Origin of the sequence: Huaxiibacter chinensis (genome assembly GCF_022171985.1) — a bacterium.
In the GTDB taxonomy this organism is placed as follows: domain Bacteria; phylum Pseudomonadota; class Gammaproteobacteria; order Enterobacterales; family Enterobacteriaceae; genus Enterobacter; species Enterobacter chinensis_A.
Map to the genome: position 1 here is coordinate 15,412 of NZ_JAJVHF010000018.1, position 17,748 is coordinate 33,159.

At 43.0% G+C, this 17,748-nt stretch carries 19 protein-coding genes; 8 read left to right on the forward strand and 11 right to left on the reverse strand.

What is annotated here, in order from left to right:
- Positions 1-38 precede the first annotated feature (38 nt).
- Together LZP96_RS22075 and LZP96_RS22080 are read right to left on the reverse strand one after the other, a co-directional pair.
- Positions 39-551 carry a hypothetical protein gene (locus LZP96_RS22075; protein WP_001140952.1) on the reverse strand — a complete coding sequence of 171 codons (513 nt, stop codon included), beginning with the start codon at positions 549-551 and terminating at the stop codon, positions 39-41.
- A 1-nt stretch (position 552) separates the two neighbouring features.
- Positions 553-1,353 (reverse strand): hypothetical protein, encoded by an 801-nt coding sequence (locus tag LZP96_RS22080; protein WP_000004208.1) that lies wholly within the window; start codon positions 1,351-1,353, stop codon positions 553-555.
- A gap of 759 nt (positions 1,354-2,112) precedes the next feature.
- Between LZP96_RS22080 and mobI the strand changes: the two genes are divergently transcribed.
- Genes mobI through LZP96_RS22120 form a run of 8 tightly spaced genes read left to right on the forward strand, consistent with a single transcriptional unit; the run spans position 2,113 to position 12,255 of the window.
- Positions 2,113-2,598 carry a conjugative transfer protein MobI(A/C) gene (gene mobI, locus LZP96_RS22085; protein WP_000071885.1) on the forward strand — a complete coding sequence of 162 codons (486 nt, stop codon included), beginning with the start codon at positions 2,113-2,115 and terminating at the stop codon, positions 2,596-2,598.
- Positions 2,595-3,332 (forward strand): hypothetical protein, encoded by a 738-nt coding sequence (locus LZP96_RS22090; RefSeq protein WP_000995978.1) that lies wholly within the window; start codon positions 2,595-2,597, stop codon positions 3,330-3,332. The genes mobI and LZP96_RS22090 overlap by 4 nt, the downstream gene beginning before the upstream one ends.
- Before the next feature lie 9 nt (positions 3,333-3,341).
- Positions 3,342-6,488 carry a MobH family relaxase gene (mobH, locus tag LZP96_RS22095; protein ID WP_001011152.1) on the forward strand — a complete coding sequence of 1,049 codons (3,147 nt, stop codon included), beginning with the start codon at positions 3,342-3,344 and terminating at the stop codon, positions 6,486-6,488.
- Entirely contained in the window at positions 6,488-8,572 is a 2,085-nt protein-coding gene (gene traD, locus LZP96_RS22100) for a conjugative transfer system coupling protein TraD (protein WP_001284073.1), read from the forward strand. The genes mobH and traD overlap by 1 nt, the downstream gene beginning before the upstream one ends.
- A complete protein-coding gene (locus tag LZP96_RS22105; protein ID WP_000343600.1) occupies positions 8,572-9,681 on the forward strand; it encodes a hypothetical protein in 1,110 nt (369 codons plus the stop codon). The genes traD and LZP96_RS22105 overlap by 1 nt, the downstream gene beginning before the upstream one ends.
- Positions 9,668-10,330, forward strand: a complete 663-nt coding sequence (locus LZP96_RS22110; RefSeq protein ID WP_000718549.1) for an IncC plasmid conjugative DNA transfer DtrJ family protein — start codon at positions 9,668-9,670, stop codon at positions 10,328-10,330. The genes LZP96_RS22105 and LZP96_RS22110 overlap by 14 nt, the downstream gene beginning before the upstream one ends.
- Positions 10,331-10,340: 10 nt before the next feature.
- Positions 10,341-11,522 (forward strand): S49 family peptidase, encoded by a 1,182-nt coding sequence (locus LZP96_RS22115; protein WP_000952985.1) that lies wholly within the window; start codon positions 10,341-10,343, stop codon positions 11,520-11,522.
- Position 11,523: 1 nt separating this feature from the next.
- Entirely contained in the window at positions 11,524-12,255 is a 732-nt protein-coding gene (locus tag LZP96_RS22120; RefSeq protein ID WP_000338612.1) for a nuclease-related domain-containing protein, read from the forward strand.
- Positions 12,256-12,541: 286 nt separating this feature from the next.
- Here LZP96_RS22120 and LZP96_RS22125 read toward each other — a convergent pair whose 3' ends face one another.
- From LZP96_RS22125 to LZP96_RS22165, 9 genes are all read right to left on the reverse strand, one after another.
- Positions 12,542-12,895 carry a hypothetical protein gene (locus LZP96_RS22125; RefSeq protein ID WP_000210769.1) on the reverse strand — a complete coding sequence of 118 codons (354 nt, stop codon included), beginning with the start codon at positions 12,893-12,895 and terminating at the stop codon, positions 12,542-12,544.
- Between the two features lie 65 nt (positions 12,896-12,960).
- Positions 12,961-13,245, reverse strand: coding sequence for a hypothetical protein (locus LZP96_RS22130; protein ID WP_001091367.1), 285 nt, complete (start codon positions 13,243-13,245; stop codon positions 12,961-12,963).
- A 356-nt stretch (positions 13,246-13,601) separates the two neighbouring features.
- Positions 13,602-13,901 (reverse strand): hypothetical protein, encoded by a 300-nt coding sequence (locus LZP96_RS22135; RefSeq protein ID WP_000442693.1) that lies wholly within the window; start codon positions 13,899-13,901, stop codon positions 13,602-13,604.
- Positions 13,902-14,333: 432 nt separating this feature from the next.
- A complete protein-coding gene (locus LZP96_RS22140) occupies positions 14,334-14,702 on the reverse strand; it encodes a hypothetical protein (protein ID WP_000537761.1) in 369 nt (122 codons plus the stop codon).
- 225 nt (positions 14,703-14,927) lie between these two features.
- Entirely contained in the window at positions 14,928-15,464 is a 537-nt protein-coding gene (locus tag LZP96_RS22145) for a hypothetical protein (protein ID WP_000800251.1), read from the reverse strand.
- Between the two features lie 67 nt (positions 15,465-15,531).
- Positions 15,532-15,969, reverse strand: coding sequence for a hypothetical protein (locus LZP96_RS22150; RefSeq protein WP_000286108.1), 438 nt, complete (start codon positions 15,967-15,969; stop codon positions 15,532-15,534).
- Positions 15,970-16,013: 44 nt separating this feature from the next.
- Positions 16,014-16,310 (reverse strand): hypothetical protein, encoded by a 297-nt coding sequence (locus LZP96_RS22155; protein WP_000856246.1) that lies wholly within the window; start codon positions 16,308-16,310, stop codon positions 16,014-16,016.
- Positions 16,311-16,444: 134 nt separating this feature from the next.
- Entirely contained in the window at positions 16,445-17,146 is a 702-nt protein-coding gene (locus LZP96_RS22160; protein ID WP_004248818.1) for a hypothetical protein, read from the reverse strand.
- A 314-nt stretch (positions 17,147-17,460) separates the two neighbouring features.
- Complete coding sequence (locus LZP96_RS22165; RefSeq protein ID WP_000708863.1) at positions 17,461-17,742, reverse strand: hypothetical protein; 282 nt, start codon at positions 17,740-17,742, stop codon at positions 17,461-17,463.
- Positions 17,743-17,748: the final 6 nt, after the last annotated feature.

Here is a 17,748-nt window from a genome sequence, read left to right on the forward strand (position 1 = left end):
ATTCAGACAAGGCAAGTTTCGCGATATCTTTTTTAAATTTAATCTAATTCTTCTTGAGAATACCTCTCTATGGCTGAAGCAGTTGAAGATAATCTGCAACGTGGACAATGAGCATCATTTGTCACTGGCACAATGTATGGGCGTTTACATTTTTCGCAGGCACCTAGTTCTTCAATTTCTTTCATAGAAGTAAGGATTTCTATTATTTTATTAACTTCCGGTGCGCATACAAAGTATCCCAGATTATGAAGGACACTCATTATTCGGTTGAAGTCAATTTGCCGAAAACTCGCTTCCGGATTTATTGGATCAAAACCAAAATAGTTAACTGCGACATCAATAACAGCAGAAAAGGCTCGGCGGTTATCTGTGCGTTTGCTCCAGCCCCGGATACCTTTTTTGAGTTTTGTTTTTGCACCAGGCTCAAAATCGATATTTTCAGCAACATGATTACCGTACAAAATTCGTATTGTATTTTTATTTGCCCCAAGCGACATAGTTCTTGCTGCTCGCAATAGAGCATTAGCTTTTGTTTGATCGACCTTTGCCATATCAATAATCCTTTAACATAACTTTATTTGTTAAAGTGTTGAACACATCCTGACGGTGACTGGTGAACATAGTGTCATAACGTAATAGTTCCATCAAATCATCACTAACTTTTCCTAACCGGATGTCAGCAGACAATTCATAAGCCCAGGCAAAAACTTTCGTTTTAAGTGAAACACTCTCTTCAATATGCCCTTGTGAGAAAGCAATTGTACGTGGGAAAAGAACGACATCGTTAATTGTTTTTAACGATGAATAACCAATGTCTTTAATAGCATCAGCTGTAGTTGGTTTTAAACCAAAGAAAATACTTACAAACTCTGGTGCGAGCATTGAGATAAAGAACACCTGCATAAAGTAGTCATTCTGTATATCAACACATTTAGAACGCAACTCATGAATCTTCTTGGGATTATAGATATCCACTGTACCATTCAGAAAAGTCACTTTTTCACCGGCATCGTAAATACCATAGTCAATATCATTTGTATCATATTCACGAATTACATTGGAATCACCGTCCAAGACCGCAGAAAAAAACCTCTCCCATGTAATTTCCTTTCCGAGTGTACGCGGAACCAAAAAACTACCTGGACGTGTTTCCACTTCAAAAGCTAAATCAGCGGCTGTACTAAATCCTTTCCCAAATAGGCGACGCTGGAGAAGAGGAGTCCCAGTTTGATATGCAGAAGATCCATGCACAGGCAATAACATTAAAAATGCACGGTAACTACGAATAAGCGAAATCTCAGTGCGGAAAAGTTTACCGAGTAAGCTACGAGTTAAATTATCAGATTCTGACATGTGCTGATTGTCCTTGCGCCATTACAATTGTTCAAATCTTCAACATGGATTTTTTGTTAGGTGTTCGGTAGGGTGAAAAGTAACTTTTAGTATTTTCTTAAGGCTTGAATAAGCCTTAAATCTATCCCTTCAACCACACCGCTTACTTGTAACACTTTTTAACCAAACTAACCAGAATTTTATCAAAAATTCCTGCGCATGCTAACGAAATGTGAAGCGATTAAAAAAAAACCTAAATCCAGCCCCTCCCAACGTTGGATTAGAATAACGACGTCTTTCACTGACCGTCATAAACTGACATTTTTACTTTTCATCAACCTCATGCTTACATAGGATCACTAAACAAAGAAAAGTGACCCTATGAATGCCTCACATAGGGTCACTTATGTTTGAAAAGTGACCCTATGTAATGTCGTCATAGGGTCACTTTTTATAAAAGTGTCACTATGGACAAAGTTCCATAGGGTCATTTTTTTTGGAAAAGTGGCACTAGATATATGTATAACTTTAATAGAGCAATGCACATTATCAAAAGCAATAATCCACAATGGTCATTCTGTCAAAAGTAACTTTAGGGGGTAGCGATGGAAGTGAGGCTAAACTCGCTGTTACTGTTTCTGAAGGCCCCTCCCGAATGGGGGAAACAGCGAGTGCATTACATCTGTTCAATTCCCTCATCAAAGAGCATTCAAAAATCTTCTGTTCGTGAAAAAAAACGGAAATTTCCTCCGGTATAGTAATTTCACATCAGGAGGCGTCATGAGTAATTCAAATCTTATAAGTTCTATAGAGCTAACACGTAAAAATTTACGTGCTCAGATTGAAGGTTTGCGTGTTGAGGCTGAAGATCTCATTACAAAATACTGGATCAAGTGGAAGGAACGAAACCACCAAGAGATTAACCTTACCCGACATAGCAAAGTTCCAAAGAGGGAGTACCTGGGTTCTTACGCACCAAAAGTTGAGCTAATTGGTAATGCCAGAAAAGTAACGATCACTTGGCATCAGTTCAGCCCTTATAAAACAAGAGCGCCTAGCCACATGTCAAAACGGGTGCAACCAATGAAAAGTGGAAAATATTCTAAGAACTGTTTTGTAAACCATGCCAGCTGGGAATACGAAATGATTTCTGAAACGGAAGCATTGCTGGAGCCTTACAGAGAAATGCTTGAGCTCTATCATTCAGCATATATCGAACTTGGACGAAAAATCCGTCAATACTCAAAAACTAAGGTGGCACAATGAACGACGCAATTATCACGGACAATGAGCGTATTAACATTGAACCAAAAGATGTAATGGTAAAAGGTTCAAATAAAAAGCAAGGCGTAAACGCTCAAACTTCTACTCAACGTAGACCAGAGCACCAGGGTATGGCCAAAGTTATTATTAACCCCGGCACCCCAGACTTTAACCGGTTTTTAACTGCCAGAAATGGAGCAGTCATCAGAGGTTTTGATGATGTGAGTATCGCTATTTCCTCTCTCTTTAAAACGGTTGATGCAGTTAAACATCCTGACCTTGTTCAGGCTATTCAGGATTGGTTCAACGAGCTGCATGAAGAAAACAATAAGATGAAAGAAAATCTTGTTGCTTATATTAAGTCAATTGAGTTCGACAAGAATGACTCATTCATGTCATCAACTCAGTTTGTACCTTTCAGTTTTGAACCAGTACAACTCAACTTCAATAACCACAACACCATGAGGTTTTACAAGTACATCTTCGAGATGAACCAGCTCATGAACACAATGTATGAGTACAACTCATTGGGTTTACTGGCTGTAAGCGACTATCCGGTTATGTCTCACAACATTATAAAGAGTATTAATTTATATGTTGAGAATGTGAAAAAGACTCTGAATGTTTCTCGCCGTAAGGATGGGCCATACAGTCCAGCAGAGTTCATCACCAAAGTAATGCAATATAAAAGTGTGCAGGCATACATTGCAGCCGAACTGTCAGGCAAACGTCGATAAGGTATGATGATGAATTTCAGGGCGCTGTATTTATGTATTAAACGGATTTTGGGGATATTCTCATCTCAGGAGAATGATGCAACCTCTGTAATGATTGAGGATATATCAAGCCTCTCTCCTTTTGCGCAGATTCTAGGAGATCAGAAGTACACTGTTCCTGATCATCCAAATCCAGAAGTCCTGAAATTCATCGAGTATCCAACTCGTCCGACGGGCATACAGACATTTAATGAACAGTCAATCCTGTCTCTGTATCGGGAAAAGCTGCACTCAATTTCAATGATGTTAGCTATCAGCGATAGCGACATCAGGGACGATGCATATACATTTACTAATTTAGTTTTAAAGCCCTTGGTTGAATATGTTCGCTGGATACATCTTTTGCCAGCTTCCGAAAATCATCATCATAATGGTATTGGTGGGTTACTTTCTCACAGCCTGGAAGTGGCCATACTCTCTTTAAAAAATGCGCATCACTCAGAACTGAGACCAATCGGATATCAAGATGAAGAAGTAGTCCGTAGAAAAGTATATCTCTATGCTGCGTTTATCTGTGGTTTAGTCCATGATGCCGGAAAGGTTTACGATCTCGACATTGTAAGCCTGAATTTAGCTAGTCCGATCATTTGGACGCCAAGCTCACAAAGTCTTCTTGACTGGGCACGTGAAAATGACGTGGTTGAATACGAAATCCACTGGCGAAAGCGTATTCATAATCAACATAATATCTGGTCCAGCGTTTTCCTTGAGCGAATCCTAAACCCGGTATGTCTTGCATTTTTGGATCGGGTAAATAAAGAACGTGTTTATTCAAAAATGATCACCGCCCTAAACGTTTATACTGATGGGAATGACTTTTTGTCTAAATGCGTGAGGACCGCTGATTTCTATTCTACTGGTACAGACCTTAATGTTTTACGTGACCCTATCATGGGTCTGCGTTCTAATGATGCAGCAGCAAGGGCCATTAGTACCATCAAGCACAACTTTACCAGTATCAATATCAACAATTACAATGCTAAGCCTATGCACATCATTATCGTAAATGGTGAGGTATACCTTAACGAGAACGCATTCCTTGATTTTGTTCTCAATGATTTCGAATTACATAAATATAACTTCCCTCAGGGAGAGGCTGGTAAGACCGTATTGGTAGAATCCCTAGTTCAACGTGGTTACGTCGAGCCCTATGATGATGAGCGTGTCGTTCACTACTTCATTCCGGGTATCTATTCGGAAAACGAAATATCAAACATCTTTAGAAATGGGATAGGGAAACTAGAATTCTATAACCTTCTTAAGCTAAGGTGGATTGGTTTAATCTTTGATTCCTATAAAATCCCTGACTCAGTGCCGGGTCTTTTTAGCGTTAATGCCAATAAAGACTTTATTTACATTGACGAGCAAAAAACAGTTACTGAATACAGAAGACCAGTGCCCGGTCGGGACGTTATAACTAAAATTACTGATACTGTTGAGACGGCTGTTCTTAAGGTTAATGATTTAGGCCGCTCCTCTGCCTCTATTGATGTTGATATACATTCTAAGAAAAATGAAGGCTCATCCGACGATTTTGAGAAGAAAGCCGAAAGTGATAATGAAATTGATAATGACACGCAGATAGTTAAATCTGAGGGTGAGGAAGCAGCTGATCCTGTCATTCCTGATATAGAAGAAAGTGAAGATGAATCGGCAAAGGACACGGAATCCCATGTCCTGGTCAACCAACTTCATGAACTCCTTTTAAGCGCTCCACTTTCCAATGACTATATAGTGTGTGTTGATGCTGTCCCCTACCTCAACATAGATACCACTATGGCATTGCTGCCGGGATTAGATGAAAAAGCATTCAGTGAAGAGCCCTATTTCCAACTGACATTCAGAGAAGGCTCTCTCGATGGAATGTGGATAGTAAGGGACATTGACGATCTGCGTTTAGTCCAGCTCGGCGATAACTGCGCCGGGTTCCAGCTCACCTATCATGAGCCAAGAAGGCCAACAACTTTAAAGTCACTTTTCAATACTTCTATGTATCAGGCATTAGTGATTAATGATGAGTCTTCTGTTGAAAACTCTGCCCCACGTCCAAAGCAAACGCTTGAGCTGCCTCCCCCACGTGTAAATGCAGTCGAAGAACATTCTGGCGACGTGGAATATCATGGAACCGATAGTGCATCCGCGACTGGTCCGCTGAAAACTGAGGCTGTGGAATATGAACATTATCAACATCTTTTTGAGAAAGAAGATGAAGAGCATGAGATCATTGATTATACCGATTTCTCACAGCTTAGTGTTTCTCGGCCAGAAGTCGGTAGTTGTGCAACAAGCTCTTCGGTCCATAATGAAAAGCTTCTCTCCGAGCCGTCAGAATTACCAGAACTTAACCGAGAACAGAACGCTGATCCCCAGGGTACGAATGAACGCTCTATGGATGTTTCTGTAGGACAAGAAAACTCAGAACCAGATACTGAGGGTAACTGCCCACCACCAGCTGAAGTTGTGTATTCCCAGACCGAAGCAGCCGCAACCAGTGTGATGGCAAGTGAAGAGCCCGCCTTACCTCCTGTACTTGAAGAATCAAATGGAGAGCATGCGCCCACAGACGCTAAGGGGCATCATCTTTCGCCAGCACTGGCCAGACTGTTCGCCCCAACAGCACCGGTAGAAAAACAAAATCCCAAGCGCAACCGGAATAAATCATCGGACAAAGCAGAAGTACAAAAACCAGCATCACCTGTTTCTGGTCACAATCTGAACAGTAAAGTCTTTGCATCTACTGAATCAGACCAAAATGGTGAATTCTCGCTTATAAGCGAAGGTGACGTTACAGAGCTTGAATTTGTAGAAATTGCGTTAGTACTGCATCAAATTCTGTCCAAAATGGAGGTGGCGTTTAAAAGAAAGCGCAAAAACAGATTTATGGTAAGTACTCCTAATACTCTCTATCTGACCCAATCTTGCGTGGAAAAATTTGGGTCGCAGTTAGAGGCTCAAGATCTTTTCAATAAGCTTCCTCAGTACCTCGTTAATTCTGGTGCTGTGATCAATACAAAATGCCATGCATTTAACATGCCTACTTTGCTGGCCGCATCAGACCGGGCGAAAGTGGACATTGAACGAATTATCAATAACCTGAAAGAGGCTGGGAACCTATAATGTCAGATTCGAAGAGGACTAACCTCCATGCACAAGAGAATTTTTATCGGCCTATTCTTGAGTATCGTAGTGCCTCAATACTTTTGATTTGTTCGGTTTCTATGCTTTATATGGGACTTTCTTCAGACGGACTGGACATCGCCCCAATAGTTCTGTTCACCTCAATATTGCTTTTTTTGCTGTGCCTTTATCGTTGCAAAACAGCAGCGCCATTTTTGATGGCTCATTGGCGTGTATTCAAGCGACATTTCATGTTCGTTAGTCTTGATTCACTGCGTGTAATTAACAAAAGTAACTTTTTCTCCAATGAGCGAAAGTATCGTCAACTGGTTCAGGATTATCAAAATAAAAATAAGGATATACCCGAGCGAAAGTCCTATTTTTGTGATGGGTTTGAGTGGGGTCCGGAACATGCGGATCGGGCATATCAAATAGCTAACCTCTCCAGTGATAAACGTGAGATCGAGTTGCCATTCGTCTTCAACCCAATTAAGAGACATTTTGACGCAATGGCTCGTAAGATGGGCGGCAGCAATGCAATTTTTGCTGTGGAACGTAGGGAACCCATATTTGTAACTGAAGACAATTGGTTTGGTCATACTCTGATAACCGGAAACGTGGGTACCGGGAAAACGGTGCTACAGCGTTTACTAAGCATTAGCATGCTTCATCTTGGTCATGTTGTTGTTGTCATAGATCCAAAGAACGATGCAGAGTGGCGAGAATCTCTAATGGAAGAGGCTAAGACCCTCGGTCTTCCTTTCTATAAATTTCATCCTGGCCAGCCAGCATCTTCGGTCTGTATTGATGTCTGCAACACCTATACTAATGTTTCTGACCTAACATCTCGTCTTTTGAGCTTGGTGACAGTTCCCGGTGAGGTTAACCCATTCGTTCAGTATGCCAAGGCTCTCGTTTCCAATGTGATTTCCGGGCTTTCTTACATAGAGAAAAAGCCTTCTATTTATCTGATTCACAAGAACATGAAAAGCCACATGTCTATTGTGAATCTTACAGTCAAGGTAATGGAGTCATGTTACGCGAGATATTATGGTTACGATGTCTGGACCGAAAAAGTTAAGTACGTCGCTAACGATACCTTGCCGGTACGTTTCAAGCGTCTCGCTGAATGGTTTACGGCTCATTTCATGAATTACGAGGGGTCCGAACAAATAGACTGGTTAGATACTGTTTCCCAGCTTATTGATTACTCAATGTCCGACCCAGAGCATATGGCTAAAATGACCGCAGGTATTATGCCTGTTTTCGATATGCTCATTGAAAAACCTTTAAATGAGCTTTTATCTCCTAACCCGAACTCAGTATCATCAAGAGAAATTGTAACAAGCGAAGGGATGTTCAGCACTGGCGGGGTGCTATACATTTCGCTTGATGGCCTTTCAAACCCCGATACAGCAGCTGCTATTTCTCAATTAATAATGTCAGATCTGACCTCCTGTGCCGGTAGTCGCTACAACGCTCAAGATGGTGATATGTCAGCTAATTCCAGGATAAGTATTTTTGTTGATGAGGCACACTCAGCCATTAACAACCCTATGATTAACCTTCTGGCGCAGGGTCGTGCAGCGAAAATTGCACTGTTTATTTGCACCCAAACCATCTCCGACTTTATTGCTGCGGCAAGTGTTGAAACTGCCAATCGAATTACGGGGCTCTGCAACAATTATATAAGCTTGCGAGTCAACGATACTCCTACTCAGACGCTTGTTGTAGAGAACTTTGGTAAGAGTGCGATAAGCACAAATATGGTCACTTATACGACCGGTTCAGAAACATCTTTGCCGCATAATAACTTCTCAGGTTCAATCTCAGAAAGAAAGCAGACAACTTTAGAAGAGAGTATTCCAAAGGATCTCTTGGGTCAGGTCCCTATGTTTCACATAGTTGCCAGGCTTCAAGATGGCAGGAAGGTTGTAGGCCAAATCCCTATTGCTGTTGCTGAGAAACAAATGAAGCCAAACACAACTCTGTCGGAAATGCTTTTCAAGAAGGCCGGAAAAGTTACTTTGCGTCAAAATCTCGATATCAAAAATCTTAATAAATTTCTAAGGAAGTTGCATTGATGGATGAAAAAATTGTCCTGACGCGCCAGCAAATTTTAAGCTCTGCACTAAAAGTCAGCAAATGTCGCTCGCTCGTAAAAAGGCGCTTTCAGTCTTTGGGTTTAAAGTACGCAGATTCTCAGGAAGTTCGAGATCGGCTAACTATGATAGAAAAAAACGCGTTTCATCATTTGGGAAAATTTTGTCAGAGCAACGATATCGATTCCCTATTCTCCATGGCAAATACCCTGTCTGAGCTTTTCCTTTTAAAGGGAGAGTTGATCACGACTGATCCCTTTGGGGACCGTGAAACCAGCTACTGGTCGGTACCACAAGGATCATGCCATGAATGGATTCAATCACTGACCACCAGCGAAGGTCCTGAACGTAAATTCGTTAGTTTCCGTATTTCTTTCGATAACAATGACGTACGGTGTGATCTTGTAAAAAAGAATGCCCGTATGCTTGGTTGTTATCTTTTGCCTTATTTCGTCGATTTAACACGCACGGTGGGCGCATTCATTAATTTGCCAGGTAGTGTCTCTTTTAAACAAGTACAGCGCATCAAACCCCAGATTCATCCAGAAACAACACATAGTCATATAGTTACTATTGAGGACTCTCCCTTTCTTTCTCGGTTAAAATTTAAAATCATTACTGCCATAGATCAGCTTCCTGACCCTAATGGCCTTTATACAAACACCTTTAACAGCATTATTGACCGTGCACTGCTGACTCATCTCAAAACCGAACAGGAAAAAATAGATAGTCCAAGAGTCTGCAAAAATGTGATTTCGGCTTTTGCCGACTCAACTCTTTCTCTGCCGGTGTTTAACATCGGCCTAAACGAGCAGTACAGATACTGGACGCCGTGGGGCATCAACTTTATAGAATTTTCCCGCCAGGCCGCAAAAGCAAGGACCGCTGTATTTGTTCCTGATGTGGGACAGATCGAGTGGAAAAGCGCAGAGCATAAAGAACTGGCGGAGTTAAGCCTCATCGACCAAATCATACCTAAACAGTACCACTGGCTCCTGGGTATCCCGACGATGTGGCGTAACAACTATTGCAATCACGATCAGAGGCTAGCTCTTTTTCGTGAATGGAGGGAAAGCAATGGCTGCGGATAATACAAGCAGGGCAGCAGTGCTCAGAACAATGCTTTTTTTTGGCATGGTCATTTATTTTGGTTACAGCTTGGCTTTCCAGAATACTGAGGAGCTCAAATATCAGATTACTCAGGAGGTTAATGCAAGCCGGTCCATCATATCAAATGACCGTTGGAAGTCTGTCATTGCAAATAGTGAAGCGACTTTAAATTGGTTGGTACATGACTATAAGTTAATTGACTATCTGAATACTATTCTGATCCCTGACACCAAAAAACCAGCCAGAGGTATTAACATTGTTGCTGAAAAATTTACCTCTATTAATTACACTATGGCCAAAAACATACCCCTCTTACTTTATCAGTCCATTTTCCGGTGGAACTTAATCCTGGGGTGGCTAATCGTTTTTCTGCCCTATCTATTTGCCATGCTAGCAGATGGAATGTACCAGTGGAAATTGAAGAGGTACGTATTTGGTAAGGTTACAGTTCAGTTTTATCGTATTTGGTTTCGAGCATTTTGGGTGATCAGTGCTTTAACGATGGTCTACCTGGTCATGCCAAATATGTCACTATTTAACAATATCGCTCAACTTTTCCCACCAGTCGCTTTATTGATACTGGGAATTGCATTGAATCGCTTGTGGTCTAACTTTCAAAAACTCATGTAAAGGTGGTCAGATGTTAAGCAGTAAAAAAAGGAAGTCCCCTACAAATATCAAAGAATCGCTCAATGATAACGCTGACCGTTTTTATAAGATGTTTCGCATTCATACCACGGCAAAAGTTGCTATGTCGCTAATTGCCATGACCGCTGTAGGGTTTTCTTTCTACAATCTTTACGAACAATGGCAGGACGCTGAAGGGAAGAAAGACCATATAGCTGTAATACGGATTTCTGGCGAGATGGGTACCGGCTCGGAAACGGGCGATGGAACAGTGATCGCAACAGCTCTTGCCAAAGCTTACAATAATCCCCATGCCAAAGCAGTTATTATCGAGGCAGAGTCAGGTGGTGGTGGTCCCTCTGACGCCATCATTATTTACCGCCAGATAAACGCGCTTAAAAACCACCAGCCACAGATTGAACGCGTATCAGATGCCGGTGGCTCTCTTTCATCTGTAGCCGCTGACAAGAGTAACAAAACCGGGAGCACAGAACGTGGCGATGAAGCACGGTCGAAGCAAAACTCCCTCGAAGTACTCTCCAGCGGTACCGGTCGTTTTTTCTCTGATATCGCAGACTCATATAAACCAATCATCGTTAGTGTGAAAGGCATATGCGCATCCGCATGCTATTACGCGGTATCGCCCGCTGATGCAATTTATGCCGACAGTAATGCCCTGATCGGTTCTATCGGTGTGCGTATGGACCACTGGAATCTGTCAGAGATCATGAGCACAGTAGGCGTCAAGAATGAGCCCCTTACGGCCGGTGAGTTCAAAGATGCTCTTGACCCCTTCCACCCATTGTCCGATTCAACGAGGGAGTTCATGCAGAAGGAGATCCTGAACACGATGCATGAAAAATTTATAACTGATGTTGAACTTGGACGGGGTAAAAAGCTTCTCTCGCGTCATGATGCCGATGCTGTTTCTCTCTATTCAGGCCGTGTATGGCCAACACCTCAGGCAGTTAAGTACGGCCTGGTGGATGGAGATCTTACGTCAGTAGAGATCCGTACACGTCTTTCAAAAATGTACTCCACTGACACGTTCAAAAACTACAATGAGCCTCATCGTAATCTCCGTTCTGCACTCGGCATGCTGATGAGCCTGTCTTCAAATATTGAGAGCCTTACCGGTACCACTACCCGCTTAGTAGAATCTGTTAATGCCACCAGCTACCCCTCTGTGAGGTAACATGGATGCTTTCAATCTGCTGTGGAGCATTACGGGGGTAGCTTTCATTATCCTTATTTTCGTCGTGTTGCTGTGTCTGTTGGGATTTATGACCTCTGCCATAGCGGAACGGCGGACTGCAAAGGCAATTGAATCTGGGCTTCCTGAAGAAGCTCAGGGGCTACTTAGTGATCTCACCTTTCAGTTGTCGGCTCATAGCACTACGCAGGTTGATCACATTCTCGTAGCCCCACATGGTATATACGTCATAGAGCAGAAAAACTACGTAGGCAAGCTCTACGGTACTCTGGAGGAAAGCCACTGGCGGAAATGGACTCAGTCCCGAACCCTCAAGTTGCAGAACCCGTTTAAGCAAAACCAGGGGCACATCAGGGCTATTCAGTCTGCTCTTAAGGCTAGAGAACTGGAATGTATCAATGTCGTCATCATAAACGGACGTTGTAAGTTTGATGGCATCAAGCCGGAATGGTTATGTATGGGGATGGACGATTTTATCCATAAAGTCAAACAACGACGAGGGCTACGGTTGTTCACACCGGAGTCTGTTCAGCACATCTGTTCGGTGTTGAAGTCAACAAGGAAGTCGCCAGGGCTCTATACGGACCTTACTCATATTCATAACATAACGACAAAGTACAAAGCCCCGATGAAATTCGAGCAACGAGTAACATACATTCTGCTCAACTTTATCCATTATCTGTGGGCAAGTCTGTTCACTAAGCAGAAGCCTTAGCGCTCTATCATTGGTAAGGCTGTAAAATGTCTGCAAAAGGCCCCATCGGTAAATTGTTGGGGCTTTTTCTTTGCGTAGTTCTGATACGGTTTATCCTGTGGAGCATTATGGCCACCAGCCAGCTGGTGACTGGCCAACGCTTTGTATGACGTAGCCTACTCAGGGCAGGCTATTTTAGAGGGACCGATTTTTATCCGGGCTAATTTAGAAAGAGATAATTTGAACTTAGGCGGGCTGACCACCAGCAGAGAGGTAAATCACTAGCCGGTGATATTGACAGAAGTCGTCAGGGGTTTAACGCCGGAATATTTTGCCAGGCCTCCTGCAAGGTCTGCAAGACTTCTACAAGTGATAGTGACGGCCACAGGACTGTTTCCGTCATTATCACTCCAGGTGGCTCGCACTCTACTGGTACCAGAATTAAAACAACACGAGTTCCTTTTACCTGGTAGGCAAGGTTTACTGCCGGTTGGCGGTAGGAGGCCAGTACACCCTCACCATATTGAGCAGGGTTACTTGCCCAGTTCCGCACCATTGCATACACCTGAGGCATATACCGACTATCCAGATCCCCTTTGGGCCGTCTGAACGGCACGATTTCTTCTGAGCGGTAGGTGGTCGTTGTTGTATTGGTTGTCATCTTTGTCACCTCCCCTGTTCGTCCATTTAGAGTTTTAAGCTGCTTTACACATCACACTCAACTGATTATTTAAGCTGGTCATCGTCTCTGGCCAGCATAGCCCAACCATTCGCCTGGTTTTCGCGGGAGTAAGGATTCATTTCAAAATAACTATCTACCGCGTCGCTGTCCGCAACAGAACTGTTGTTAGCTCTCTTTGAACCCTGAACCACTACAGCATCAACCTCTGCGGCTTTCCCGTTGCGCTGTACCAGGATTTTAACCGTATTGGGCTTACGTCTTGCGAGCAGTTTGTTGGCGATAAAAAGCACAACAATCCAGGCCAAAAGCACGTATAAAAATGTATTCATAATGCCCTCCTTTGTATGTGATTATTATACCTGCTTCCATTGCAGGCCAAACAGGTTCGGTGCATGAAAAATAGACTTCTCTCCGGCGTATAGCAATCTACTTACTGATCTGTTTTCGTATCAAACTGTATGGCATAACCGAGGGGCGTACGTGGTGAGTCAGAAAGTTACTTTTCCGTAATAGTTAATTTCAGATCCTTCTTCCAGTTACGCTTCAGTATAAAACCGATACCCTCTAATTCAGCATCCTTCACGTTTAATACGCTTCACTTTAAGGCAGGGCTTTTCGGTTGAAATGAATTCTTTTTCCGGTTGCTGGACATGGGTTTCATCCTGATAGTTAAAGTTGCAGGCTATCAGTCACCACCACCACCTCCGTCACCTCCTCCACCGCCACCATCACAACCACCAGCTATGCTATTTTCACCATTACAATCACCTCCGAGGGGGTTCAAATGGCTGCTCCCCTGTAGATGGTGTCCTTGCCAGATCGAACCCGAACCAGCGCCTCCTGAGCGTCTTTGCTTGCCCTGAGGCAATTGTGCAGGCTCACCAGCACCGGCGGTACCAAAAATGTCCCGGGCAATTTTATAAAGAAGGTAAAAAGGTACGCCCAGCATCATAAAAAAGATTACTGAAAATATTACACGTTCCATTGATGATCTCCTGTCTTGTGAGAGACCAGTTATATCAGGGTGATTCAGTATTTCCGTTTAGAAAAGAGTACTAATTTGGCCCTGTTCGCTCTTAATTTGCCATCCGGGAAAAAGTCATAGGGATAGGCCTGCCAGAGTCAATAACTTCCAGTGATCTGGAGGAGACCCCGGCTCTCTGAGCCCTCATGGATGGTACGGCTTTACCCCTTGTAAACAGATTCACGTTCCGCAGGACAAACATCGACTACTGACGTCTCATATTTGCTGACGCTAATCCGACGTCTCATTGCCGTCTGCTTGTTTTCTTTAAAGGGTGTATTAGACGAATATCAAATCGGAATGGTAGGGGATGTGTGGGCACCATGCCCGGCCCTCTTTGAGCATCTGAGAGATTGGAGACCTAGCCGGGTAAGATAGCTACTTTCTTACGGGTTACCCTTCAAATCCAAAGACGAAACGGACGCTGCCGTTCTCCACGTGGAGACGCTTTACTTCTTCGACAAATTCCTGGATCACCTCTCCGGCGTTATCGGGTGGTATGGCTGACAAAATTTCTTCCGAAGTCAGCCATGAGTATGAATGTTCACCGAATAAATCATCATCTTCGGACGGTATATCATCAGGTAATCCGCGTAATGCGTGGATAAAAACTGCTGATGTGCTCGCCCTTTCACGATCTACATCAAATCCGAGCCAGGCAAAGTGGAGATATGATCGGTCCCCTTTATAATTGCTTGATAAATTAATCCATTTACCAGGCTTTTCTTCCCTTTGAAATCGCCAGCAGATATCAACGCCCATTAAGAAACTCCATTACTATCGTTCGTATGAGATAACTATCATTTCAGAATACTATGACTTCTTCCCGTATAGAACTAATCGCTCACGCCATTTAGCTACTTACTTTTTTTACGTACGCTTGCAGCGCAGTACCTTGAGAGAAGTAAGTAAGACTGGGCGAAGCCAACCGGTTCCGCCACCTCGCTCACCGGCTTTTAGGCGTAAGCACTGAAGTCAGCCTCCATGCTAACTGGCGAGCCTGCGAAAGTCAGACTCGTTGTTATAAAGCGGCATATCGTAAGCAGTGTCTGAAATGAACATTCGGATCTGCTCAAGCGTCATGCCACAATGAAAACGGGTTACGCTCACATTGGCCCGGGGGAAGTCAGCACAAAATGCATTCAAAACATTCTCATGGACAATACCAATGTTGATTAACGCAGCTGGCCCGTTGTCACGGAAAGATACGACACGGAATCCCCCATACCAGCCTGACTGGGAGAAAAATGAAAATGCACTCGTTGCCAGACCATTAGACAGGTCATAGCGCAATTTCCCGCTCAGAGACTGGCTGTCTCTGCTGTACACGCGATTAATGAAAATGCCGGGACCAACTTCTACCGGCTGCTTGTTGCTTGCTAAACACGGAAAGCCCACCAGCGAAACCTCCCTTTCTCCTAACCAGTTTACCTGATACCCGGCAGTGAGAAAGTCAGTCAGTTCTACGCCAGAAAGAGCATTAATGGCCGCAATATCGGTATCCAAAATATTTACGTTTTTCATATTCATCTCATCTATATTCTAAAGTGCGTTTTTTGTCTATCAGCCCGAGGATTGAAAATTTGAATATTTAATGTGACAGAAAAATACCTGTCACCTTTTCAAAAACTGCCTGCAATTGAATATCGAGAGAGTCCATTTTAAAATCCACCAGCTCAGCTTTATTATCGCAAACCGAATAAAAATAGGAGTCAAATGCGTCTGTATCTTCATCTTTAAAAATACGGAAGGAATTAATTTTATTATGCCCTTCAAATTCGGCATGAATACCATAGCGAACCGAGCCGTCATCGAACTGAACAACCCGTCGTACAGAATTAATCCGGACGTACTGTTTTAAGGCCCTCGCGAAATCGGCATTTAACGCCAACGCTCGTAAGATTGAATCAGCGGTTTCATTCTGCTTTTTACGATCATATTCAAACATCCCACAGCCGGTGTTACGAAAGACCGGCTGAAGAGCATTAACCAGGTTGAAGGAATCCACGTTTCTGTCGTTTCTGTACATGAGATATCTCCTGCCCCTCCGCTATACGAAGGGGCTTGATAGGGTTACTGCCAGGCTGCGATCACTTCTTCGCACTGGAAATGAGATAAGCACTGCTGGAGTAAAAGGGCCAGCACCGCTGTGTTAGGGACGCGATTGTTACACCACGCGTTGAATAGCAGCTGCCATGGACCGGCATAATACCCGGCCAGTTTCTTTTTTTGTTTATCTGTGCAGCAGCTGGAAATGGCCTGCTGATAAAGGCTTTCATTCTCGGCACCAGAGCGTTGTTGCAGTGCCTGATAAATATAGGAGTAGACAGAATCGGAGCAATTAGATGCATAGGCCAGATTGGTTTTCATAATACCTCCTGTGTTTTTGGGTATTATATAAAACTCCGACCTACTGGCTAATAACCCACACTGTAATTTCTTTTAAAAACACAATAAATTTTCAAAATTGGACCAGTGTGGATTTAAGCGAGCAGTTTAAATCTTTATGAACTAGCTTTCAAAGAGGTTGGTTTTTCGGGAAGTTTTTTGCCAGACCAGCATGTTGTTTTTTTTTCTGTAGTGCAGATTAGCTGGTACCTGCCCCTTCTTACCTCTTTGAGCAATGACTGTTTGAAATATGGTAAGCCCAGTTCAAAAACCCAGTAACGACCGTCTGCAAAAACGACTGAATTTTCAACGCCATCCGAAGCCACCAAGGATGCATCATTAAGTAGACGTTCTTCATAATGAAATGGTAATGAAAATGTCAGATATAACGCACAAAGTACAAAGATTCCTGTGAGACTAACTGCCAGTGAACCACAATAACCAGAATAAACATTTAAATTTCTTTTGATAAATTTCTCATGCAAGATTACAAGCAGACAGAATACACAAGCTACCAGCCCAAATCCTACATGCAGATAAAACTGTCTTATTTCATCATTCCAGACGATGTTGTCCCATTTCGTGCTTAAGATTGAACCCAACAAGGAGATAATAAAAGCGGCAATTTGAGAACTGATAAAGTAGGAGAAAGCTGACTTTGAAGTTATTTTTTTCATAGAAACAGGAACCTCTTTACCTCGTTCCTGATCAGAGAAAAGACACAAAACGCACCATGCGCAAAAAACTGCAAGTCCAGATGCAATAATCTCGCGTAAAAACATATTAAACGTTTCCGATAATGAATAAGTAATTACCATATCCTCTCCGTAAGTCTACATATAATTCAGACGTGACAAATAATTAAAGGCATTGCTATTCTATCATTATGCATTGCGTTTAAAATCATTTCTAATTCAGCAGAGTAGCGATACAGGCATTTCGCTATCCTAAAATCTGGTAGCTTTCCATTTCCTTGCTGAGATAAATCAAAATAATTCTATTTATTGCCTATTCGGATGCTGCAAAACCTTATAAATCCGGATGTATATCACTTAACAGTGAACCATTCGGTGACTTGCTCTCCGTGAGGTCCACCGGGTTTATCCAGTAGGGAACATTCTGCTTTTACCGTTTACTGCATACGCGAGCAGGAATTCTGTTGCAGTTCTGCATTTGCCTGCTTTTCCAGTGCTGTCATAACCCGGCGGAGCATCGCCAGAGCCTGAACAGGCGAGCTCCCAAACTGCACTTTCACTTCATCCGTATCATGATCCTGAATCAGGTCGAGGATGTTCACTTCGATCCCTGCCCCGTTTTCATCTTTTGCCGTGCACTGAATACTTACCCGGGTCACCGAATCCGTCAGGACTGGCAGTGGGTTAGTCTTGTCTACGTTGATAAAAGCCTTCTTCATTGCCCT

Coding starts and splice junctions, on each gene's coding strand:
- LZP96_RS22075 (WP_001140952.1), bottom strand. CDS start 551: ATGGCAAAGGTCGATCAAACAAAAGCTAATGCTCTATTGCGAGCAGCA.
- LZP96_RS22080 (WP_000004208.1), bottom strand. CDS start 1,353: ATGTCAGAATCTGATAATTTAACTCGTAGCTTACTCGGTAAACTTTTC.
- mobI (WP_000071885.1), top strand. CDS start 2,113: ATGAGTAATTCAAATCTTATAAGTTCTATAGAGCTAACACGTAAAAAT.
- LZP96_RS22090 (WP_000995978.1), top strand. CDS start 2,595: ATGAACGACGCAATTATCACGGACAATGAGCGTATTAACATTGAACCA.
- mobH (WP_001011152.1), top strand. CDS start 3,342: ATGAATTTCAGGGCGCTGTATTTATGTATTAAACGGATTTTGGGGATA.
- traD (WP_001284073.1), top strand. CDS start 6,488: ATGTCAGATTCGAAGAGGACTAACCTCCATGCACAAGAGAATTTTTAT.
- LZP96_RS22105 (WP_000343600.1), top strand. CDS start 8,572: ATGGATGAAAAAATTGTCCTGACGCGCCAGCAAATTTTAAGCTCTGCA.
- LZP96_RS22110 (WP_000718549.1), top strand. CDS start 9,668: ATGGCTGCGGATAATACAAGCAGGGCAGCAGTGCTCAGAACAATGCTT.
- LZP96_RS22115 (WP_000952985.1), top strand. CDS start 10,341: ATGTTAAGCAGTAAAAAAAGGAAGTCCCCTACAAATATCAAAGAATCG.
- LZP96_RS22120 (WP_000338612.1), top strand. CDS start 11,524: ATGGATGCTTTCAATCTGCTGTGGAGCATTACGGGGGTAGCTTTCATT.
- LZP96_RS22125 (WP_000210769.1), bottom strand. CDS start 12,895: ATGACAACCAATACAACAACGACCACCTACCGCTCAGAAGAAATCGTG.
- LZP96_RS22130 (WP_001091367.1), bottom strand. CDS start 13,245: ATGAATACATTTTTATACGTGCTTTTGGCCTGGATTGTTGTGCTTTTT.
- LZP96_RS22135 (WP_000442693.1), bottom strand. CDS start 13,901: ATGGAACGTGTAATATTTTCAGTAATCTTTTTTATGATGCTGGGCGTA.
- LZP96_RS22140 (WP_000537761.1), bottom strand. CDS start 14,702: ATGGGCGTTGATATCTGCTGGCGATTTCAAAGGGAAGAAAAGCCTGGT.
- LZP96_RS22145 (WP_000800251.1), bottom strand. CDS start 15,464: ATGAAAAACGTAAATATTTTGGATACCGATATTGCGGCCATTAATGCT.
- LZP96_RS22150 (WP_000286108.1), bottom strand. CDS start 15,969: ATGTACAGAAACGACAGAAACGTGGATTCCTTCAACCTGGTTAATGCT.
- LZP96_RS22155 (WP_000856246.1), bottom strand. CDS start 16,310: ATGAAAACCAATCTGGCCTATGCATCTAATTGCTCCGATTCTGTCTAC.
- LZP96_RS22160 (WP_004248818.1), bottom strand. CDS start 17,146: ATGGTAATTACTTATTCATTATCGGAAACGTTTAATATGTTTTTACGC.
- LZP96_RS22165 (WP_000708863.1), bottom strand. CDS start 17,742: ATGAAGAAGGCTTTTATCAACGTAGACAAGACTAACCCACTGCCAGTC.